Below are 19132 nucleotides of genomic sequence, written 5' to 3'. Positions count from 1 at the left end.
GATGAAAAACATATTAAGAAAATCATAGAATACTGTGAAGCAACAGCAAGATATTGAGTATTTTGGTGATGATTTTAATGAATATTTGGCCAATGACCATTACCAAAGAGCATGTGCTTTTAACATTATCCAAATTGGAGAGTATATTGGTAGATTGTCCGATGAGTTCAAAGACCAGCATCCAGATATTGCTTGGAATAGTTTAAAAGCAATGCGGAATATTCATGCTCATGATTATGAAAATGTTATTGAACATCTGGTTTGGGAAACTATGAAAGTGGAGCTTCCAGAACTTAAGGAATACTTAGAAAAATTGTTATAATATATTTCTAGATTAAAAATATTTATTTAAAATTTGACAATTGGTTTTTAAATTATAAAAATGCGCAATATTGCGAGAATTACAGCTATTAGTATATATAATTTTATTGTACCTCTCCAGCTTCTAAGATTAAATGGCAATATTTTATCCAACAAATCTGGGGATAATAACAAGAATAATACGGCTATTAAAAATATTGATTGCAATAAGTTGGATGTAAAATATGATGAAACTAGAATGTCTTTTACATAGTCAGTTAAACATATGATATTTTGAAACTAAACCATATTTTCTATCAAACCAATCTCTTTTATAAGTAAAAATTGCCATAAGTGCACTTATTATAGTAAAAGAAAATATTGTGAAAAATATGTTTGTTGAATGTATTGCAGACATCAGAATCGAAAGGATAATTCCTCCTACAAAACATAAAATAAAAATAACTATGGAATATATTTTAAGTTCTTCTGAATCTAAAAGCAACCAGGGTTTGTTAATAATTGAAAAAAAGTGTTATTCATTCATATGCCTCCTTTTAAAAAATTAAAAATGTAATCTTTTTTTTACTAATATTCTATTTGTAAGTAGGTGCTTTTAAAATTTTGGGTTGACATATTCCCAAATTTCATCAAAATTAGTTTTAACACCTAGTTTTGTGTATTCACGAACGAGTGTGTTTATATCTCGTTCAAGCAATTCTTTTGAAATTGGGTTGTCAAGAACTACTGACTGGGATACGTCAATTATCATAGGCTCTTCATTTAAATTTAGGATATTATAATTGGACAAGTCTCCATGCACCAGTTTTGCTTCGTTCACGAATAATTTTAATTGAACCAATAACTTATTGAAGAATTCCTCCGGATTTTGTGGAGGTTGGTTTTTAACTGGTTGGGCAGGATTTCCTTCATCATCACCAATAAATTCAATGAGTAATACATTGTTGGAGCTTGTAATCGGTTCTGGAACATTAACTCCTGCAGAGTATAATCTGGTTAGGTTCTTGAATTCTTTTGTAACCCAGGAATAAATAATTTTTCTTTTATTTTTGGTTTTAACGTTAAATCTTGGATCGCCTTTAAGGTAATAATCCATTTTTTTAAAATCAGAAGTGGCTATCCTATAGATTTTAACGGCCACGAATTTTTCATCATCGGTAATGCCTGCAAGCACGTTGGCTTCTTTGCCGGTACTTATGGCACCATTTAAAATATCAATGTATCCCTGATTAGCTAACTTGTATAATGTCTCTAAAGTAATTTTATCAAAAATTTCATTCCCGGTTTTTCTCTCGGAATTGTCCTTTTTTCTTTTTTGTGAATGTAACTTTTCGTGCTTGGCATCAGCTTTAGCTACTTTAGGATCCATTTAAATCAAAAAAAATAAGTTAAAAAGGCTTACATTTTTAAGTAGCCTTTTCTTTCAAGCCAATTTGATTCGGTTTTTGTGTATCTCCAAATTACATCGGCTTTTTCATCAGATTGGAAATCCCATGGTTTTACAAGGATTACATCTCCTTCACGAATCCAAATACGTTTTTTCATTTTTCCAGGGATTCTGGTCATTCTAATATTTCCATCAGCACAGCGGACTTTTAATTTTCCATGTCCCATAATTTGCTCAACTACTCCAGGGATTTCTCCTTTTTTAGGAGTTCTTACTCTTCTGTATTCTTGTTGTTGATTTTGATTAGGTTTAGACAAATACTCTCCTCCAAAAATATAATAGCATTTAAGCATAAGATTAAATTATTTATATATTTATCAAGATATTATATATTAAGTTATTGGATTTTATATAAGTGAATACTATGGGTACTGAATTTTTAAAAATTAAGGAATGCGAAGAGGCAATTGATATTATTCAAGAATTATTTGATGAAAATCTAAAGCCCCAAAGCGAAGAAATTGATGTTGGCGAAGCTTACGGCAGGATTTTGTATGAGGATGTTTATTCCAGAATGGATTTTCCACCATTTGATAAAGCATTAAAGGATGGATTTGCTGTTTTGTCAGAGGATAGTTTTGGAGCTTCTGAAGAATCACCAAATACTTTGGAAGTCATTGATTTTTTAGAGGCTGGTGCCACAACCGACAAAAAGGTTGAAAAAGGAAAATGTATTGAAATTAGTACTGGTGCGGCTATGCCTGAAGGTGCAGATGCTGTTTTGATGGTAGAATATGCTGAAAAAATGGATGATAAAGTTAATCTCTTAACCACTGTAACACCTTCACAGGATGTCGCCCGCAAAGGCTCTGACATTGAAGAAGGAAACCTGATTCTTAAAAAAGGCGATTTCTTAAATCCGGGTAAAATTGGAGTGTTGCTTTCACAGGGCTTTGAAACCATTGAAGTTTATAAAAAACCGAGTGTTGGTATAGTATCTTCTGGTAATGAAATAACTCTTCAGGGCGAGGAGCTTGAATATGGAAAAATCTATGATGTAAACGGTGGAATGATTAAAAACGATGCTGTTTCATGTGGTGCTGATGCTAAATTTTTAGGTGTCATGAGAGATGACTATGATGAAGTTAAGCAGAAAATCACAGATTCCCTAAATGAAGTGGATATATTGTTCTGTTCCGGCGGAACCTCTGCAGGTCTTGGAGATGTCCTAAAGCATGTATTGGATGAGCTGGGTGAAGTTCACATTCATGGAATTTCAGTTCAACCTGGAAAACCGACAATTGTTGGAGTCATTGATGGGAAGCTTGTAATTGGCCTTCCTGGAAATCCTGTTTCTGCTTTAATGATATTCAATGCATTTGTAGCCGAACCTTTAACAAAACTTGCCGGCATTGAAAAAGACTTTGAACTTGAAACTGTTAAAGGCAAAATCACAAAAAGAATCCATTCGCAAGTCGGAAGGATGCAATATCAGCTTGTAAAAGTTGATGGAGAGAATATTCAGCCAATTTTTAAAGATTCAGGTGCAATCTTTTCACTTTCAACTGCCGATGGTTATGTAAAAATTCCAAAATTGGTGGAATTGGTTGACGAAGGCGAAGAAGTAGAAGTTTATTTATTTAATTAGATTATAAAATTTATGTAGGTGTAATTATGGATTATGAAGTAAAAGTAATTCCAGAACAAAAGTTGGGTGTTATTAACTGTAAAACCCCAATCGAAGATTTAGGTGTATTTCTTTCTATATTGATGGATTGGGTTGATACTGAAGATATTGAAACAGATGGTGATCCATTCATTGTTTACTTTTCACCAAGACATGAAGTAAACCAGGGTGACGTGGTTTATGATGTAAGTATTCCAATTAAACAGGATGCTGAAGAAACTGATAGAATTCGTGTTGTAGACATGATTGAAAATAAGGTTTTGAGTGGAATGCACTATGGCTCAACTGAGAATATTATGGATACCTATGCTGTATTGGTTGAAGTCGCTCAAGCTAATAATTATGATATAATAGGTTCTCCAAAAGAAGTTTTAATCAAGAATTTCTACAACTGTGATGATGAAAAAGATTTCATTACCGAAATACAATTGCCTATTATAGAAATGTAGGTGATGATATGTCTAAAAAAGAATTGGATTTGGATAAGGAAGTTGAAAGGCTTGCTCGAAAATCCAACTTGAATATGAGAAAATCGGAATATGCTTTTGAAAAGCAGCTAAAAAAATTGGATGCTGATATTGACAGTCTTGTAAATGATAGGATAAAAGATTTTGACATTGATAAAAAATTGACTGAGCAATATCTAACAATCGACTACAGCAATTCTACAGTTGACAGGTATAGAGAAAAGTTAAAGAAAATTTAAATTTTCTCTCTTTTTTTAATTTTGACCAACCACTCTTAAATCATGCACCAATAATTTTGGAAGAATAAATGAACCGTATTGCTTGATTTCTGATTTTAATCCTTCTACTTGTTTCATGATTTCAAAGATATTTCCTGAAATCATTGCTTTATTGATTGGTTCGGTAATTTCTCCATTTTCTATTTTGAATGCGTTATTTGCTTCTACTGAAAAGTCTCCTGAAATTGGGTTGGCAGTATGCGCTCCAAGTACGCTGGTAGTCAGCACTCCTTTTTTAATTTCGGATAAATCTTTCATTTCATCAAATTTGAACTCAAGATTTGATGGGGAAATCATTGGAGTTGATAAATAGCTTCCTCGATATCCATTTGATGTTGTTTTCACGCCTTCCTTATTTGCTGTGTAGATGTCATAGATAAATGAATTCAAAACACCGTCTTTAATCAATTCGGTAGTTTCGGATACGCTTCCCTCACCATCACATCTTGTTGTATTCATTCCCTTTTCCAGTAATGGGTTATCAATAATGCTCAATGATGGGTTGACTATTTCGGTGCCGATTTTATCTTTCAATATTGATCTTCCTCTTGCCACATTTTCACCATCAAATGCTGTGATGAATGTTTGAAGAAGTCCTGTAGCAGCGTAATAGTCAAGAACAACATTATAATTGTCTGTTTCAATAGGTTTTGAATTTAAAGAACTTTTGGCCAAATCACATACTTCATTGGCTAATTTTTCACCATCCAAATCATAAAATCTTGATGATGATGAATTATATGCTGTTGCAACTTCACCATCCTTTTGAATGGTCACTGATAATGCTATGCCAAATCCTGTTCCTTTATTTTCTATTGAAACACCGTTTGAGTTAAGTATTAATGACCTTCCAGCGCTTGCAGAAAAACCAGATTCCGTAACTTCACATCCGCTATCGCTAGCCTGTGATATCACACTTTTTAGCAATTCCACGGATTCATTCAGGTCAAGGTCGTTAAATTTTTTATCATAAACTTTTTTGACATCTTTTACTTTTTCCACTTCTGCAAAGGAATAATTTTCATCGATTTTGTTTAATTTTGTATTTTCAATTGACTGTTTTGCGGTTTCGGAAATTTTATTGAGGTTTGAAGTAAATGCAAAACCAATCTTATTGTCTTTTATTACTCTAATTCCTATTCCTGCTTCAATTTCTTCTTTTGCAAAATTTAATTCGTCCTGTTTAGAATCCAGTTCAATAAGTTTGGATTCATCAACATAAATTTCATAAGCATCACAATTGTTTTCAACTTCTTTTTTTGCTTTTTCAGCTATTTCATAAATCATATTATCACTTATAGGGCAAATTTTTCAATAGCTTCAGCTACACCGTCACCAAAGTTATTTTCGCAGGTATATGTGCTTATCTGTTTTAATTTATCTTCTGCATTTCCGACAGCTATTTTATAACCTGCCTGCTTTAAAAAGTCTTCATCGTTTTGGCTGTCTCCAATGGCCATGACATTATCCATGTTGATTCCATTCCTTTCACATAAATATTTAAGTGAAGTTCCTTTGTTAACTCTTTTATCAGTAATGTGGAGAGCAAATCCACTGTCGTATAATTCTAATTGTTCGATGTACTTAAAATCTTTCAGTGCTTCTTCAAGTTCGCTTCTGGCCAGAGTTTTGTAAAATACGGTTTCTGTCAGGCGATACATATTGTCGTGGGATGCATGTTTGTCGAATTTTTCACCCAATTTCTCTTTCAGGTGTTTTTCTGCGGATGTTACAAAATCTCTTTCAACCATTGTTTCAACGGCATTGTTGTTTTCTCCTTCTTTAAAAACAACGCCGCCATTTTCAGCAACTAGTCCTCCGCTGCATCCGATTAATACTTCTGCTGCATAAGCATAATTTACAACATTTCCTGTAACGATGATGGTGGGAATCCCATTTGACTCCGCTTTTCTCAATGCTTCAATTGCAGAAATGCAAATTTGTCTTTTTTCATCTGTAATTGTACCATCAATATCTACTGCAATCGCTTCTATTGTCATTTTATCACTATCTTGAATATCTATGTGCAATATTGCAGGTTCCTTCTTTACTTACCATACATGCTCCGATTGGATGGAGTGGATTGCATGCTTTTCTAAATAGTTTGCAGTCTTCAGGACGTGCAAGTCCTCTTAAAATAGGTCCACATATGCATCCTTTAGGAGCTTCATTAACGTCTTTCACTTCAATGTCATATTTTTCACGGGCATTGAATTCACTGAATTCATCTTTTATTTCCAAAATTGAATTAGGTATTTTTGGAAATCCTCTCCATTCTCTTGAAGTAACATCAAATACCTGATCAATCATGTCCTGGGCAATGACATTTCCTTCTTCTCGAACTGCCCTTTTGTATTCATTTTCTATTTTCGGTGTTTCATTATGAATTTGTCTTAGAATCATATAAACTGACATCAATATGTCTAATGGATTGAATCCGGCTACTGCCTGTGGGATTCCAAAGTCTGTTGAGAAGTATTCGAATGGTTTTGTTCCAATAATTGTACAAACGTGTCCTGGCTGTATTAATGCATTTAAGCTTGTTTCTCCTGAATTGATTAAAAAATCAATTGCCGGTGGAATTAATCTGTGGCATGAAAGCACTGAGAAATTTTCAGGAGGTTTTGCTAATAATTCTGCAGCTGTTGTAGGTGCGGTTGTTTCAAAACCTGCGGATATGAATGCAACATCGTTGTCTTCTTTTTCAGCTATTTCAATAGCTCTGTTGATTCCATACACTACTCTCACATCGCCGCCTTCAGCTTTAGCATCAGCAAGAGACCTTTCAGAACCTGGAACTCTTAGCATGTCTCCAAATGTTGTGATTGTAACTCCCTTGTCGATAAGCTCCAATGCCTCATCAATTTCACGTGATGGAACGACACAAACTGGACAACCTGGACCTGCAATAATTTCAACTTCATCCGGGAGCAAACTTCTAATTCCGTTTTCCATGATTGTGTGTTCATGAGATCCGCATACATGCATTATTTTCACAGGTGCGGATAATTCTTTTATTCTTTTTAATAATTCTTGTGACATGTTTTTCATATTCATATTAACACCGAAGATTTAATATTACATAATAAATATATTAATTGTATTAATTAAATTTTGTTGTAAATTTCTAGGGATTGTTATGTTTAATAATAATAAAATTTTAGTAGTAATTCCGGCTCGGGGCAGTTCTAAAGTCATTCCTCGTAAAAATATGCGTTTACTTTACAGTAGGCCATTAATTTTTTACTCAATTAGAACCGCTAAACTATCCCAATATGTTGATGATGTTGTTGTTACTACTGATGATTCTGAAATTGCATTGCTTGCTGAAAAATTTGGCGCAAGTGTGATTAGATATACTAATTTGGTTGAAGAGGAACCTGTTTCTTTGGATGCGCTTGTTCACAATGCAATGATTCAAAAAGAAAAATTAACTTTTGATGAATATGATATTGTAATAACTTTAAAGCCTACTTCTCCGTTGCTTAAAACACAGACACTGGACAAGACTATTGAAAAATTTGAAGACTTCTCAATAGATAGTGTTGTTACTGTTGTAGATGATAGGCATTTAAATTGGGGATATGATGAGGATAACAAGAGATATTTCCCATTATACATTAAAAGAGTTGAAAAAGAGTTGTTGCCAAAGTCATTTAAGGAAACTGGAGCTATATTAGCTACTCGTAGGTCATTTGTACATGAAGATTCACGTTTGGGAACCAATATTGATTTGGTTGAATTATCAAGGGAAGAAAGTATCGACATTGTTAATAAGGAAGATTGGATAGTTGCTGAAAATTACCTTCAAAAGAAAAGGGTTGCGATTATTGTAAATGCATATGAAGAAATTGGAACAGGACATATTGACAGATGCTTATCTATGGCTTCAAAATTCGTTTTCCATGATATCCTATTTTTAATTGATGAGAATCATCCATTAGGTATTGATATTTTAAAGAAATATAATTATCCTTTTGATGTTTACGATGGTGAAGATGAGTTATTTGAAAAATTACGAAGATTCCATACTCAAATTGTTGTTAATGATATTTTAGACACATCTTCGGAATATATTCTTAAATTAAAAAATGAAGGTTATTTCGTTGTTAACTTTGAAGATTTGGGTGTTGGCAGTGAATTTGCCGATGTTGTATTTGATTCACTCTATGAGCATGATTCCTCTCAAAAAAATATATTTTCAGGTTATAAATATTATATCTTGAAGGAAGAATTCTATTTCCAACCTCAAAAAATAATCACTGATGAAGTAAGAAATGTATTGATATTTTTCGATGGAAGCGATTTGGACAACTTAACCGGAAAGGTATTGAATTCTATTTTGGCTACTAATTATCAAGGTAGAATAAACATTATTTTGGGATTGGATTATCCTAATAAAGAAGAGTTTGTATCTAAAATTGAATCAAATCCTGCCATTCAGGTTTATACTAACGTATCAGATATAAGCGAATTCATTTTTAAAGCAGACATTATTTTTACTTCCGCTGGAAAAACAACATATGATATCTGTTCATTGGGTGTTCCAACAATTTGCTTAAGTCGGGATGAAAGGGAACTTACTCATGTCTTTTGCAGTGAAGCAGCTGGATTTATCAACTTGGGTCTTGGGGTGAATGTTGACGAGACGGAAATTGGCGAGCAATTTGTGAGTCTTGTAAATAATTTTGATCAAAGAATTGAAATGAATAAAAGAATGCTCTCCATTGATTTGAAAAATGGATTTGATAATATTTCATCAACTATTAAAGCTGAATATAGAAGGTTTAAATTACGTAAATAGGTGTTCATTTGAATATTTTTAATAAAAGACCATTTTTAATCGCAGATATTGGATTTAATTTCTTTGACATTGCTCAAAAAGAAGGGATTTCAGACATTGATGCCGCAAAGCTTATGATTGATGAGGCAAAGTCATGCGGTGTTGATGCAGTAATGTTTCAGTCATACAGTTTGAAAAATATAATATCTCAAAATGCTCCTGCTTATTGGGATTTGTCTGACGAACCAATTGATTCTCAGTTTGAATTGTTTAAAAAATTCGATAAATTTGGTCGTGATGATTTCAAACAGTTATCTGATTATTGTAATGATGTTGGAATCATGTTTTTGTCAACACCTTATGATTTTGAAGCTGTTGATTATTTGGATGAGTTTATGGATGTTTATGCCATATCCTCTTCAGACATAACAAATATCCCATTCATTGAGTATATTGCAAGTAAGAATAAGCCGATATTGCTTTCAACAGGAGCATCGACTTTGAAAGAAATTAAAGATGCAATTGATGCAATTGAAGAGGTTTCTACTGTAGATATAGCTATTTTGCATTGTGTTTTATCACATCCTACATTTTATGAGGATGCAAATCTCTTAATGATTAAAGATTTAGCCAAAAATTTCCCTGATTATGAAATTGGGTACTCTGACCATACAAAATCCGATGAAAACATGATGATTTTAACAACAGCATATAATTATGGTGCAGTAATTTTGGAAAAGCATTTCACTCTAGATAAGACTTTACCGGGCAATGACCATGCTCATGCAATGGATGTTGATGATGTTTTAAAATTTAAAGATAATTTAAACTTCCTATCTAAAATTAGCGGTCGCATCAATAAACAACCTTTGATTTGTGAATCTGCTACAAGAAAAGAAATAAGAAGATCTGTTGTGGCTAAAAAAGATATTGCTAAGGGTAAAGTAATCGAAAAATCAGATATTGCATTTAAAAGGCCAGGAACTGGCATATCTCCAACCGATGTTGGTGATGTTATTGGAAAAGTTGCAACTGTTGATATTTTGGAAGATACTTTAATTGATTTTGAAATGTTGCAATGATGTTGGTGATGTGGTGTTTTTTTTTAAATATTTGACCTATTCTATTGTAATGCATTCGTTAGGGCACATGTCAACACATGTTTCACAGTAACTGCATTCATCAGGGTCATTAATAGTTATTTTGCCGTCTTTAAGTACTAAAACTTCCATAGGACAAACATCGCTACAATCACCGCAGTGGTCACATTTTTCCATATCTATTGTAATATCTGCCATTTTTTCAATCTCCATTTTATTTATATAATTTAATTTAGATTTTTAGTATATAAATATGATATTTTTTTTAAGTGATTTTAAAATAATAATAAAAAAAGAAATTAAATTTCTGCAGAACAATCTGCAGAATATTTGTTAATTAAAACAGCGCATTTGTCAATTGTTTCACTATCCAATTTTATTGTGCCTGTTTCGATTTTATTTAAAAGTTCTTCAACAAACAAGTCCTCATCAGTTAGTGGCATATTGATTACAACAACTTCATTGTTGATAAATCCGACTAAAGGTTCAACAAAACAGTTTTTGATATTGTTATCGTTAAGGAAATTAATTAAATCTTCACCTAAACTCAATGATTTTTGCTTAATTTTATTGTCTTGTGAAAATTTAGCTTGCTTAGTTGTATACCTGAATTTGCTCTTGTTTTCTGAAGTGGTTACTTCTTCAATTTTGTCTTCATCTAATTCACTGGATCCAATCATGTTCAAGTTTTCATTTTCTGATTCTAACCTGAGTTTTGGATTGTATTTTTGTGAGAGAAGTGCATAGATTCCAGTTGGACCAACAACTAAATGGTTTATACTGGATGATGAAGTTGGGGTTTTAACATTGTAGAAGACATAGTAATCATCAGGAAGGGTTAATAAATGTTCTCTAATAATTCTTGTTCTTTCTTCTACTTCTTTTACATCACGAGTTTTATAAAATCCATAAATTAAGATAACCACGCCAATAATTAATGTAAATATACCAATTCCACTGTTGATAATGAGAATCTCAATTACACTTAATATAAATATGACTGCACCTATGGCAAGAATTGTTGTATTCGGATCCATATCCGGCATGTTAAATTCAGGTCCGCCATTTTCAATAAATGAAATATTTGATTCTTCAGCACTTTCATCGGGTTCTTTAATACTAATTTTATCTATTAAACTTCCAAAAGACCCATTAGATTTGCTTTCTTCAATTTTTGGATAAGTTTCGTTGATTCCTTTCATGAATTCCTCTTTAAGGAAGTTTTTCATGATGTTATAATCATTTGTTTTTGGAACCGCAAATTCTTTTCCAAATTTGGTCATGACTGCTTGAGGTATGGTTGTTCTAGCAGTTCTAACAGCTTGTTCCTTTTCTTTTTCTTGTTCTTGCTGTTTTTTCTCATCATCAGCTATTTCTAACATATGTTCTTCTGAGAAGAAGTTTTCTAGTTTATTAGTAAATGATTTTAAGGATAGGTTATCTTCTGTTTTTGTTTCTTCAGGTGTTGAATCATTAGACTTTGATTTAGATTCTTCTCTGAATTTAGCAGCTTCTTTTTTCCTTTCTTTTAGATAATTGTCCAGTTCCTTATTCATATCATCATCAAGATATCTTAAAGAACCTCCGCAACTATCACATTCATAATCAAGTATGCTATCGCTACTTTTAATTTTATATTTTAATCCACAATCCTCACATTGGACAATATATGAATTATCATATCTGAATGAATCTATAAAAGATGAACGGGATTTTTTGCTATCATCAGAATACTCTTCTAAATATTCTAACTCTCCTGCACATGAAGAACACTCGAATGTAGTAATGTCGTCGTTATCATCGAGTTGGTATTTCGCACCACAGTTCTTACAGCATACAACTTTCATATTATCCTCTTTATAATTACTTGTTATGATATTACTTTTTTATTTTTTTTATTATATATGTTTCTAAAGTAAGGTAATTTTTGATGCAATATTATTATTTAAATTTTTCCTTATTTTCATCAGTTAATTACTTATTTTTATTTATTTTTATTTGAATATAAATAAACATCTCCGTTTTGGTATATCTTTGTAAATGGTTCTTTGATTGTCTTATTATCTTTGGCAATGAAGTAATCAACATTATTTTTAACCATTTCGTCCGTGAAGTTTGTTTCATTAGATTGTTTTTCGTATGAGTCTATCTGCATTTTCAGTATAAATGACATGTCTCCACCACGATCTGCCCAAATTGTTTTATTCATATATTGGGGGTCGTGATTTACTAACCATTCACCCACCGCCTTTTCTTCGGATGCTGCACTTTCAAAGTTTGGATGCATCTGATTGTCAAAGGTGTGCGGTGAATTTCCCATTGCATAAATTCCTGTACATAACAGTATTATGCAAATCAGTGCAATCGGAGCTATCACCTTAATCTTGTCCATGTATCTGATGGATTTCAATTTGTCAAATATTAATGCTAATGATAAAATTATGTAATACACGATGGCTGGAAACATCGGTATGAAATATCTGTCCACTTTTATGTGATGGTAGGTAAAGAATGATAAATTGACTACAAACCAGTAAATCATTATAAAATCCAGTGGAAAATCATCCATGTCTGTTTTATATAATCCTCTATAAAGAGCTAAAAGGGCTAATGAAATAATTATTATTGAAAGAACAATTGAAATTTTGATAAATGTTAACTGGAATATTACTGTTCCTACGATAAAAATCGCAAGGCATATCATATTTTTCTTATTTTTCATTATTTCTCTATTCTGGGAGCTGAATAATTTTGTCAGATATATTATTGCTCCAACAATTAATATGGTTAGGAATAGGTATGATATTCTTGATGGGTGTCCTCCAATCCATTGCATTTGGGAGATGTTAAATGCTCCTGGTTTGAGGGAATATGGAATGAAATGATTGGCTCCCATATAAATTAAAAAGTTGTCTTTATAATAAAAGATGTTGTTGTATGTTGTATCAATGACTGCATGAGTTGAAGCTGAAATGTCCTGGCCTTGGCTTAAGAAAAACATTCCAATGTTTAGATATTGATAAATTCCAATGAATATTGCAAAAACCAATGCTCCAAAACCTACTCCAATGAGAATGTCTTTTAAATTCTCTTTAATGTAAGTGATAGGTTTTTTGACCATGAAAAATTGAATCAAAAGTACGGGTATCATTAAGACTACCGTAAATCTTGTGAAAAATCCAAGGGCAACTAATGGGAATGCAATGTAGAAATATTTCGTATTTTTCCGGAATGCTAAAAGCATGAAGTAAACGGACCAGATTGAAAAGCACAATCCAGGTATATCAAGCATTCCTTTTGTAACCCATACAATAATCAGCGGAAATGTTGATAAAATCATTGATCCTGTAAAACTTAAAACTTCGTCAAATCTTAGCCTTAGTAAAAAATACATTCCCAAAGCCGAAAATATGTAAAATACGCTACTTACAATGATTATTGTTCCATCGGATATGAATCCCATTCTAAAAAAGATTGAGGTTATCATTGGAATTAAAGGAGATAATCCTCGTGTATTTGCTAATCCAGTATCATAGCCGGCATAAAACAATGCATTGTTCAAATAGAAGAATACGTCTCTGACATAGTAAACTCCGACTTTCAAATCAATATTTAGAAGCAATAACGTTATTGCAGTCACGATTATTAATAGGGATGATATTGCGAGTATATCCTTTTTATGTTCCTGTAAATTCATTTTGATACCTCATTAAAATGATCCGAATATAAAAGCCACAAATGCAATCAGCATTCCAATTTTTAGATATTTTGAGACTTTGGCTGCTGTGGTTTTATCCTGATTTTTAATTATTAAAAATGCGGAGTATAGGAATAGCAGAACTGCAATGGCTATAACTATAAGATAATATAAACCGAAGATATTGACATAGTATAGCAATGGGCATAAAGCACAATCAATGATAATTAGTATGAATGCCAAAATTGAAGTTATTCTTTCTCCATATAATATTGGCAGTGTTTTTGCACCCTCTAACTTGTCTCCTTCCATATCTTCAATATCCTTTACAAGTTCCCGTGCAGTTGTCATGACAAATGCAAAAAATCCTAAGAATATGGATGTGATTATTATGCTTTCATGGTTTAATGTAAATCCTCCAAATACAAATCCAAATCCAGTCATAAATCCTACTGCAAGGTTTCCAATCAATGGTGTTGACTTTAATTTGTAAGCGTACAGATAAAGCACAACATCAGCCAGTAAAACAATCAAAAATGGAATCCAGTTATTGGTCAAGTAACTTATTAGAAAACCGCAGATTGTACCAAGAATAAATAATAGGTATCCATAGTTTTTCCCATTTTTTAGAGATATTCGTCCGGAAGGAATAGGTCTTTCAGGCTTATTTATCAAATCGATATGGTAATCGAAATAGTCATTGATTACATTTCCAGCAGCAGTTTCAAAAAATACTGCAAGCATTGCAAGAAATATTGGCAAATTAAAGCTTCTATCAATAATTGCAACTAAAATTATGACAATTGCACTCATAATTGCATTGCCTGGTCTTATAATTTCAATATAGGGATTCATATTATCTCTCGTAAGAATAATAATCATTTATTTTTTTATTATTTTTTTTAAATTGTATTAAATAAAGCATACTTTTATATAATTTTATTATATACATAATATTAGTATTTTATTTAATAAAAATTATACTCAAATTAAATTATTTAGCTGGTGTTATATTTGAATAAAATTAAGATAGCTATTGTTGGAATTGGTAATTGTGCAAGTTCCCTTATCCAAGGAATTCATTATTATGATGGTAAAAAACCAGAAGATGCAATAGGACTTATGCATTGGGATATTGGAGGATATGAACCTAGTGATATTGAAGTCGTTGCGGCTTTTGATGTTGATGCAAGAAAAGTAGGAAAAACAATTGATGAAGCAATTTTTGCGAAACCTAATTGTACTACTGTTTTCCAAAAAGACATTCCAAAATATGATGTTAAAGTTAGCATGGGTCATGTTTTAGATGGTGTTGCAGATCATATGTCTAATTATGATGATGAATACACATTTGTTGTAAGTGATGAGGAGCCTGTAGATGTAGTAAGTGTTTTAAAAGAAAGCGGTGCTGAAATATTGGTAAATTATTTGCCTGTGGGTTCTGAAGAAGCAGCAAGATACTATGCACAATGTGCTCTTGATGCAGATGTCGCTTATGTCAATTGTATGCCTGTATTTATTGTTAGTGATGATGAATGGGATGCAAAATTCAAAGAAAAAGGAATTCCTATTGTTGGAGATGATATTAAAGCTCAAATTGGTGCTACTATCACTCACAGAACACTAGCTAATTTATTCATGGATAGGGGTGTAAAATTAGATAAGACCTATCAAATAAATACTGGTGGTAACACTGATTTTCTTAATATGTTAAATAGGGACAGATTAGACTCTAAAAAAGAATCTAAAACAGAGGCTGTTCAGTCAGTTTTAACTCAAAGAATGGATGATCGTGATATTCACATAGGTCCAAGTGATTATGTCCCATGGCAAAACGATAATAAATTATGTTTCCTCAGAATGGAAGGACGTACATTTGGTGATGTTCCAATGAATATTGAACTCAGATTAAGTGTAGAAGATTCTCCAAATTCTGCAGGATGTGTAATTGATGCTGTAAGGTGTTGTAAAATTGGTTTAGAAAGAGGTATTGGTGGACAATTAATTTCTATTTCTTCATATACAATGAAACACCCTCCTATTCAATACACTGATGATGAAGCATATGAAAATGTTGAAAAATTCATTTCTGGCGAATTAGAAAGATAATTTTTCATTTTTTCACTTTTTTTTTATTTAATTCTTTTTTTATTTCAACTCTTGTTTTTGCCTTTTTTTTAATATTTAATATAATAAATTTATATAATACAAAAAACATATATTATAGTTGGATTATTATTGATTATTTTTAAATAAATATTAAAAGAGGTGTAATTTAATGGCAAAAGTAAGATTTACAGAAACAGCTCTTCGTGATGCTCATCAATCTTTACTCGCTACCAGGATGAGAACTAGGGACATGATTCCTATTGCAGAAGAAATGGATAAAGTAGGTTATTTTTCAGTAGAAGCCTGGGGTGGAGCTACTTTTGATACATGTATTAGATATTTGAATGAAGACCCGTGGGATAGATTAAGACAATTGAAATCTGAATTTAACAGAACACCAATCCAAATGCTTTTAAGAGGGCAAAATTTGGTGGGTTATAAACATTATCCTGATGATGTTGTAACAAAATTCGTTGAAAAATCTTATGAAAATGGTGTGGATATTTTCAGGGTTTTCGATGCTTTAAACGATATTAGAAATATGGAAAAAGCAATTAAGGTTGCTAAAGACCAAGGAGCACATGTTCAAGGTACAATTAGTTATACTATTAGTCCAGTACATACTTTGGATGATTTTGTAGAATTGGCTAAAAATCTTGAGGCTCTTGATTGTGATTCTGTAGCTATTAAAGATATGGCTGGTTTAATTACTCCTTCAGCTGCTTATGATTTAGTTTCAGCTCTAAAAGAAGAAACTGATTTGCTTGTAGATTTGCATTGTCATTGTACCAGTGGTATGACTCCTATTAGTTATTATGCAGCTTGTCAAGCGGGAGTTGATGTTTTAGACACTGCTATTTCACCTCTCTCTTGGGGAACAAGCCAACCACCTACTGAAAGTATGGTTGCTGCATTGCAAGGCACAGATTTCGACACTGGTCTTGACTTAAAATTATTAACTCACATTAAAAAATACTTCGATGATATTAAAGAAAAATACGCTGGTATTTTAGATCCGATTTCTGAAAGTATTGATGCTGAAGTGTTGTTGTACCAAATTCCTGGTGGAATGCTTTCAAACCTCATTTCACAACTTAAAGAGCAAAATGCTCTTGACAGATACAATGATGTATTGGAAGAAATGCCTCGTGTTAGAAAAGATATGGGATATCCACCTCTTGTAACTCCGACAAGTCAAATTGTAGGTATTCAATCCGTAATGAATGTATTAGGTGGAGAAAGATACAAAACAGTATCTAACGAAGTTAAAGAATATATGAAAGGAATGTATGGTAAACCTCCAGCACCTGTAGATGAAAAAATATCTAAAAGAATCATAGGTGACGAAGAAGTTATTACTTGCAGACCTGCAGATTTATTGGAACCTGAATTTGATAAATTCAAATCTGAAGGTGAAAAGGAAGGATTTGTCAAATCTGATGAAGATGCATTAACTTATGCATTATACCCACCGATAGCTCCTAAATTCCTTAAAGGAGAAGCTGAAGAGGAAGAACTTAAAGCACCTTCTTTAATGGATGAAAATGATGCAATCGGAATTCCAACTCAATATAATGTTGAAGTTGATGGGGATGTATTTGAAGTTAAAATCATGCCTACCGGATTTATGGAAATTGAAGAAACCGATTCAGGAAACTTCAAACCAGTTGAAGGTGGAGTCACTTCATCCATGCAGGGTATGGTAATTAAACTCAATGTTAATGTTGGGGATAAAGTTACAAAAGGGTCCACTATCTGTGTCATTGAAGCTATGAAGATGGAAAATGACATTCAGTCTGAAGTGGATGGTGTTGTAAAAGAAATCTTTATAGAGCCTGGAGATGCAGTTAGTGCAGGCGATACATTAATGGTAATCCAATAGATTACCTTTTTTTACTCTTTTTTTTTGCTTTTTTCAGTAATTTTAAACTTACTAATGTTTTTATATACTTTTTAAAATTATATAATATAAAGAAGTAGTTATTTGTGGGATTATTATGAAGGATATTTTTGATGAATGTCAATTTGGAGATTTAAAACTTAATAGTAGAATTGTCAGAACCGGAACTTGGGAAACTGAAACAGAAGAAGGGGGATTTCTTTCTCCGGCTATTTATGATAGGTATGAAAAAATTGCAGGTAGCGGTGCAGGTTTGATAATATCTGAAATGTTTGCGCTTGATTACAAAGACCGTTTCGCATCATACTCCGCAAATTTAAATTATGTGGGTTTTGTAAAAGATTATAAGATGATAACCGATATTTGCCATAATCATGATGTTCCTATTCTTGGACAATTGGCATTCTTTTACTATGATGATGGTGACAATCAAAAAGCTGAACCAAATGACCTGACAATTGAAGGAATTAGGAAATTGCAATCTGAAGTAATAATGGCGGCTAAAAAATTCTCGTTCGCAGGTTTTGATGGAATTCAAATCGACATGGGAAATAATTTTTATCTGGCACGTTTCATAAATCCTTATTTCAATCAAAGAGAAGACCAATATGGTGGAAATACTGAGAATCGCGTAAGGGTTGCATCAGAAATCATTAAAGTAATTAAAAAAACAATGGATATGCATGTGAGTGTTAGGATTAATCCGTGGGATGTTAGAAAAGATGGAATGACTGCTGAAGAAAGTCTGAAAGTTGCAAAGGAACTTGAAAAAGCGGGTGCAGATAGTATTCAATTGACTGCACGTACAATTTCTTATCTTTATGATGGGAATGAAAAAAATCCGTTTTTAGTTTATGTTGACAAATTAATTGATGAAATTGACATTCCTGTAATTTTAGGGGGATCTCTAAGGGACATGAAATCTATGAATGATGTTTTGAATAATACTGAAGTTGAGTTAATGTCAATGTCCAAGCCATTTGTGGCCCAGGCTGACTTTTTAGCCGATTGGAAAGCCAATGGTGGGGGAGTTTCAATTTGCCAAAGCTGCAATAACTGCTACTCTAAAAAAACCAGTACTTGCTTTAAACATTTTTAAATTTTAGTTAGCTTATAGAGTTGATTTTGTTTAAATTTCATTGAGGAAAAATGGCATTAATTTCAATCCTTTGTTGTGGATGACTTTTGATAATGTCTCCTTCTTTTTTTTTTAATCTGAACTCAATTCAAGGTTCAGTAGTTATATATTTACAACCATTCAACATCGCTAGATTATTTTTTTAGATTGAAACGATTTGGGAAATGGCAATGTTGAAATCCTAGAATTTTTTTCACTTGAAATTTCACATCGATGTGATTTCTTGATGTGAAATTAGTATTTCTTTTATTAGCCGGATATATGT

19 protein-coding genes are annotated in these 19132 nt (G+C 32.3%); 10 read left to right on the top strand and 9 right to left on the bottom strand.

The features are described from left to right. The first annotated feature begins 34 nt into the window (after nt 1–34). Both QZN45_RS04355 and QZN45_RS04350 read left to right on the top strand, forming a co-directional pair. The gene (locus QZN45_RS04355; RefSeq protein WP_296811341.1) at nt 35–322 is read left to right on the top strand and encodes a DUF86 domain-containing protein; all 288 of its coding nucleotides are present in this window, start codon (nt 35–37) and stop codon (nt 320–322) included. Nucleotides 323–382: 60 nt separating this feature from the next. Then, nucleotides 383–574: a hypothetical protein gene (locus tag QZN45_RS04350; protein ID WP_296811338.1), complete on the top strand. Its 192-nt coding sequence runs from the start codon at nt 383–385 to the stop codon at nt 572–574. Nucleotides 575–916: 342 nt separating this feature from the next. Here the strand turns inward: QZN45_RS04350 and QZN45_RS04345 are convergent, their stop codons facing one another. Together QZN45_RS04345 and eif1A are read right to left on the bottom strand one after the other, a co-directional pair. Further along, complete coding sequence (locus QZN45_RS04345) at nt 917–1690, bottom strand: serine protein kinase RIO (protein ID WP_292605353.1); 774 nt, start codon at nt 1688–1690, stop codon at nt 917–919. Between the two features lie 29 nt (nt 1691–1719). Continuing rightward, nucleotides 1720–2061 carry a translation initiation factor eIF-1A gene (gene eif1A, locus QZN45_RS04340; RefSeq protein ID WP_292605355.1) on the bottom strand — a complete coding sequence of 114 codons (342 nt, stop codon included), beginning with the start codon at nt 2059–2061 and terminating at the stop codon, nt 1720–1722. Between the two features lie 71 nt (nt 2062–2132). Here eif1A and glp point away from each other — a divergent pair, with 71 nt between their 5' ends. The 3 genes from glp to QZN45_RS04325 are packed head-to-tail and all read left to right on the top strand — an operon-like array spanning nt 2133 to nt 4101. After that, on the top strand, nt 2133–3356 hold the full coding sequence (gene glp / locus QZN45_RS04335; protein WP_292605357.1) for a gephyrin-like molybdotransferase Glp: 1224 nt from the start codon (nt 2133–2135) through the stop codon (nt 3354–3356). A gap of 26 nt (nt 3357–3382) precedes the next feature. Continuing rightward, the gene (locus tag QZN45_RS04330; RefSeq protein WP_292605359.1) at nt 3383–3844 is read left to right on the top strand and encodes a GyrI-like domain-containing protein; all 462 of its coding nucleotides are present in this window, start codon (nt 3383–3385) and stop codon (nt 3842–3844) included. An 8-nt stretch (nt 3845–3852) separates the two neighbouring features. After that, nucleotides 3853–4101, top strand: coding sequence for a hypothetical protein (locus QZN45_RS04325; RefSeq protein WP_292605361.1), 249 nt, complete (start codon nt 3853–3855; stop codon nt 4099–4101). A 15-nt stretch (nt 4102–4116) separates the two neighbouring features. Here the strand turns inward: QZN45_RS04325 and QZN45_RS04320 are convergent, their stop codons facing one another. The 3 genes from QZN45_RS04320 to hypD are packed head-to-tail and all read right to left on the bottom strand — an operon-like array spanning nt 4117 to nt 7191. Further along, nucleotides 4117–5427, bottom strand: coding sequence for a TldD/PmbA family protein (locus QZN45_RS04320; RefSeq protein ID WP_292605363.1), 1311 nt, complete (start codon nt 5425–5427; stop codon nt 4117–4119). A gap of 8 nt (nt 5428–5435) precedes the next feature. Further along, on the bottom strand, nt 5436–6140 hold the full coding sequence (locus QZN45_RS04315) for a phosphoglycolate phosphatase (RefSeq protein WP_292605365.1): 705 nt from the start codon (nt 6138–6140) through the stop codon (nt 5436–5438). 7 nt (nt 6141–6147) lie between these two features. Continuing rightward, a complete protein-coding gene (gene hypD, locus QZN45_RS04310) occupies nt 6148–7191 on the bottom strand; it encodes a hydrogenase formation protein HypD (protein ID WP_292605385.1) in 1044 nt (347 codons plus the stop codon). Nucleotides 7192–7279: 88 nt separating this feature from the next. On the opposite strand from hypD, the gene QZN45_RS04305 reads away from it, so the two are divergent. Further along, a complete protein-coding gene (locus QZN45_RS04305) occupies nt 7280–8944 on the top strand; it encodes a cytidylyltransferase domain-containing protein (RefSeq protein WP_292605367.1) in 1665 nt (554 codons plus the stop codon). 8 nt (nt 8945–8952) lie between these two features. Next, complete coding sequence (locus QZN45_RS04300; protein ID WP_292605369.1) at nt 8953–10005, top strand: N-acetylneuraminate synthase family protein; 1053 nt, start codon at nt 8953–8955, stop codon at nt 10003–10005. 36 nt (nt 10006–10041) lie between these two features. On the opposite strand, the gene QZN45_RS04295 is transcribed toward QZN45_RS04300, so the two are convergent. The 4 genes from QZN45_RS04295 to QZN45_RS04280 all read right to left on the bottom strand — a co-directional run bounded on the left by QZN45_RS04295 (nt 10042) and on the right by QZN45_RS04280 (nt 14575). Then, nucleotides 10042–10221 (bottom strand): 4Fe-4S binding protein, encoded by a 180-nt coding sequence (locus tag QZN45_RS04295; RefSeq protein WP_292605371.1) that lies wholly within the window; start codon nt 10219–10221, stop codon nt 10042–10044. Nucleotides 10222–10322: 101 nt separating this feature from the next. Continuing rightward, a complete protein-coding gene (locus tag QZN45_RS04290) occupies nt 10323–11870 on the bottom strand; it encodes an NERD domain-containing protein (protein ID WP_292605373.1) in 1548 nt (515 codons plus the stop codon). A gap of 137 nt (nt 11871–12007) precedes the next feature. Next, nucleotides 12008–13720 (bottom strand): glycosyltransferase family 39 protein, encoded by a 1713-nt coding sequence (locus QZN45_RS04285; protein WP_292605375.1) that lies wholly within the window; start codon nt 13718–13720, stop codon nt 12008–12010. A 12-nt stretch (nt 13721–13732) separates the two neighbouring features. Then, complete coding sequence (locus QZN45_RS04280; protein WP_292605377.1) at nt 13733–14575, bottom strand: UbiA family prenyltransferase; 843 nt, start codon at nt 14573–14575, stop codon at nt 13733–13735. Nucleotides 14576–14734: 159 nt separating this feature from the next. Between QZN45_RS04280 and QZN45_RS04275 the strand changes: the two genes are divergently transcribed. The 3 genes from QZN45_RS04275 to QZN45_RS04265 all read left to right on the top strand — a co-directional run bounded on the left by QZN45_RS04275 (nt 14735) and on the right by QZN45_RS04265 (nt 18828). Beyond that, nucleotides 14735–15829, top strand: a complete 1095-nt coding sequence (locus tag QZN45_RS04275) for an inositol-3-phosphate synthase (RefSeq protein WP_292605379.1) — start codon at nt 14735–14737, stop codon at nt 15827–15829. A 169-nt stretch (nt 15830–15998) separates the two neighbouring features. Then, nucleotides 15999–17711, top strand: coding sequence for a sodium-extruding oxaloacetate decarboxylase subunit alpha (gene oadA, locus QZN45_RS04270; protein WP_292605381.1), 1713 nt, complete (start codon nt 15999–16001; stop codon nt 17709–17711). 115 nt (nt 17712–17826) lie between these two features. Beyond that, nucleotides 17827–18828 carry a tRNA-dihydrouridine synthase gene (locus tag QZN45_RS04265; RefSeq protein ID WP_292605383.1) on the top strand — a complete coding sequence of 334 codons (1002 nt, stop codon included), beginning with the start codon at nt 17827–17829 and terminating at the stop codon, nt 18826–18828. Nucleotides 18829–19132 lie beyond the last annotated feature (304 nt).

The organism is uncultured Methanobrevibacter sp., assembly GCF_900314695.1.
Taxonomy (GTDB): domain Archaea; phylum Methanobacteriota; class Methanobacteria; order Methanobacteriales; family Methanobacteriaceae; genus Methanocatella.
Note: the sequence above shows the minus strand (reverse complement) of the source record. Positions and strands in the feature narration are given on the sequence as shown.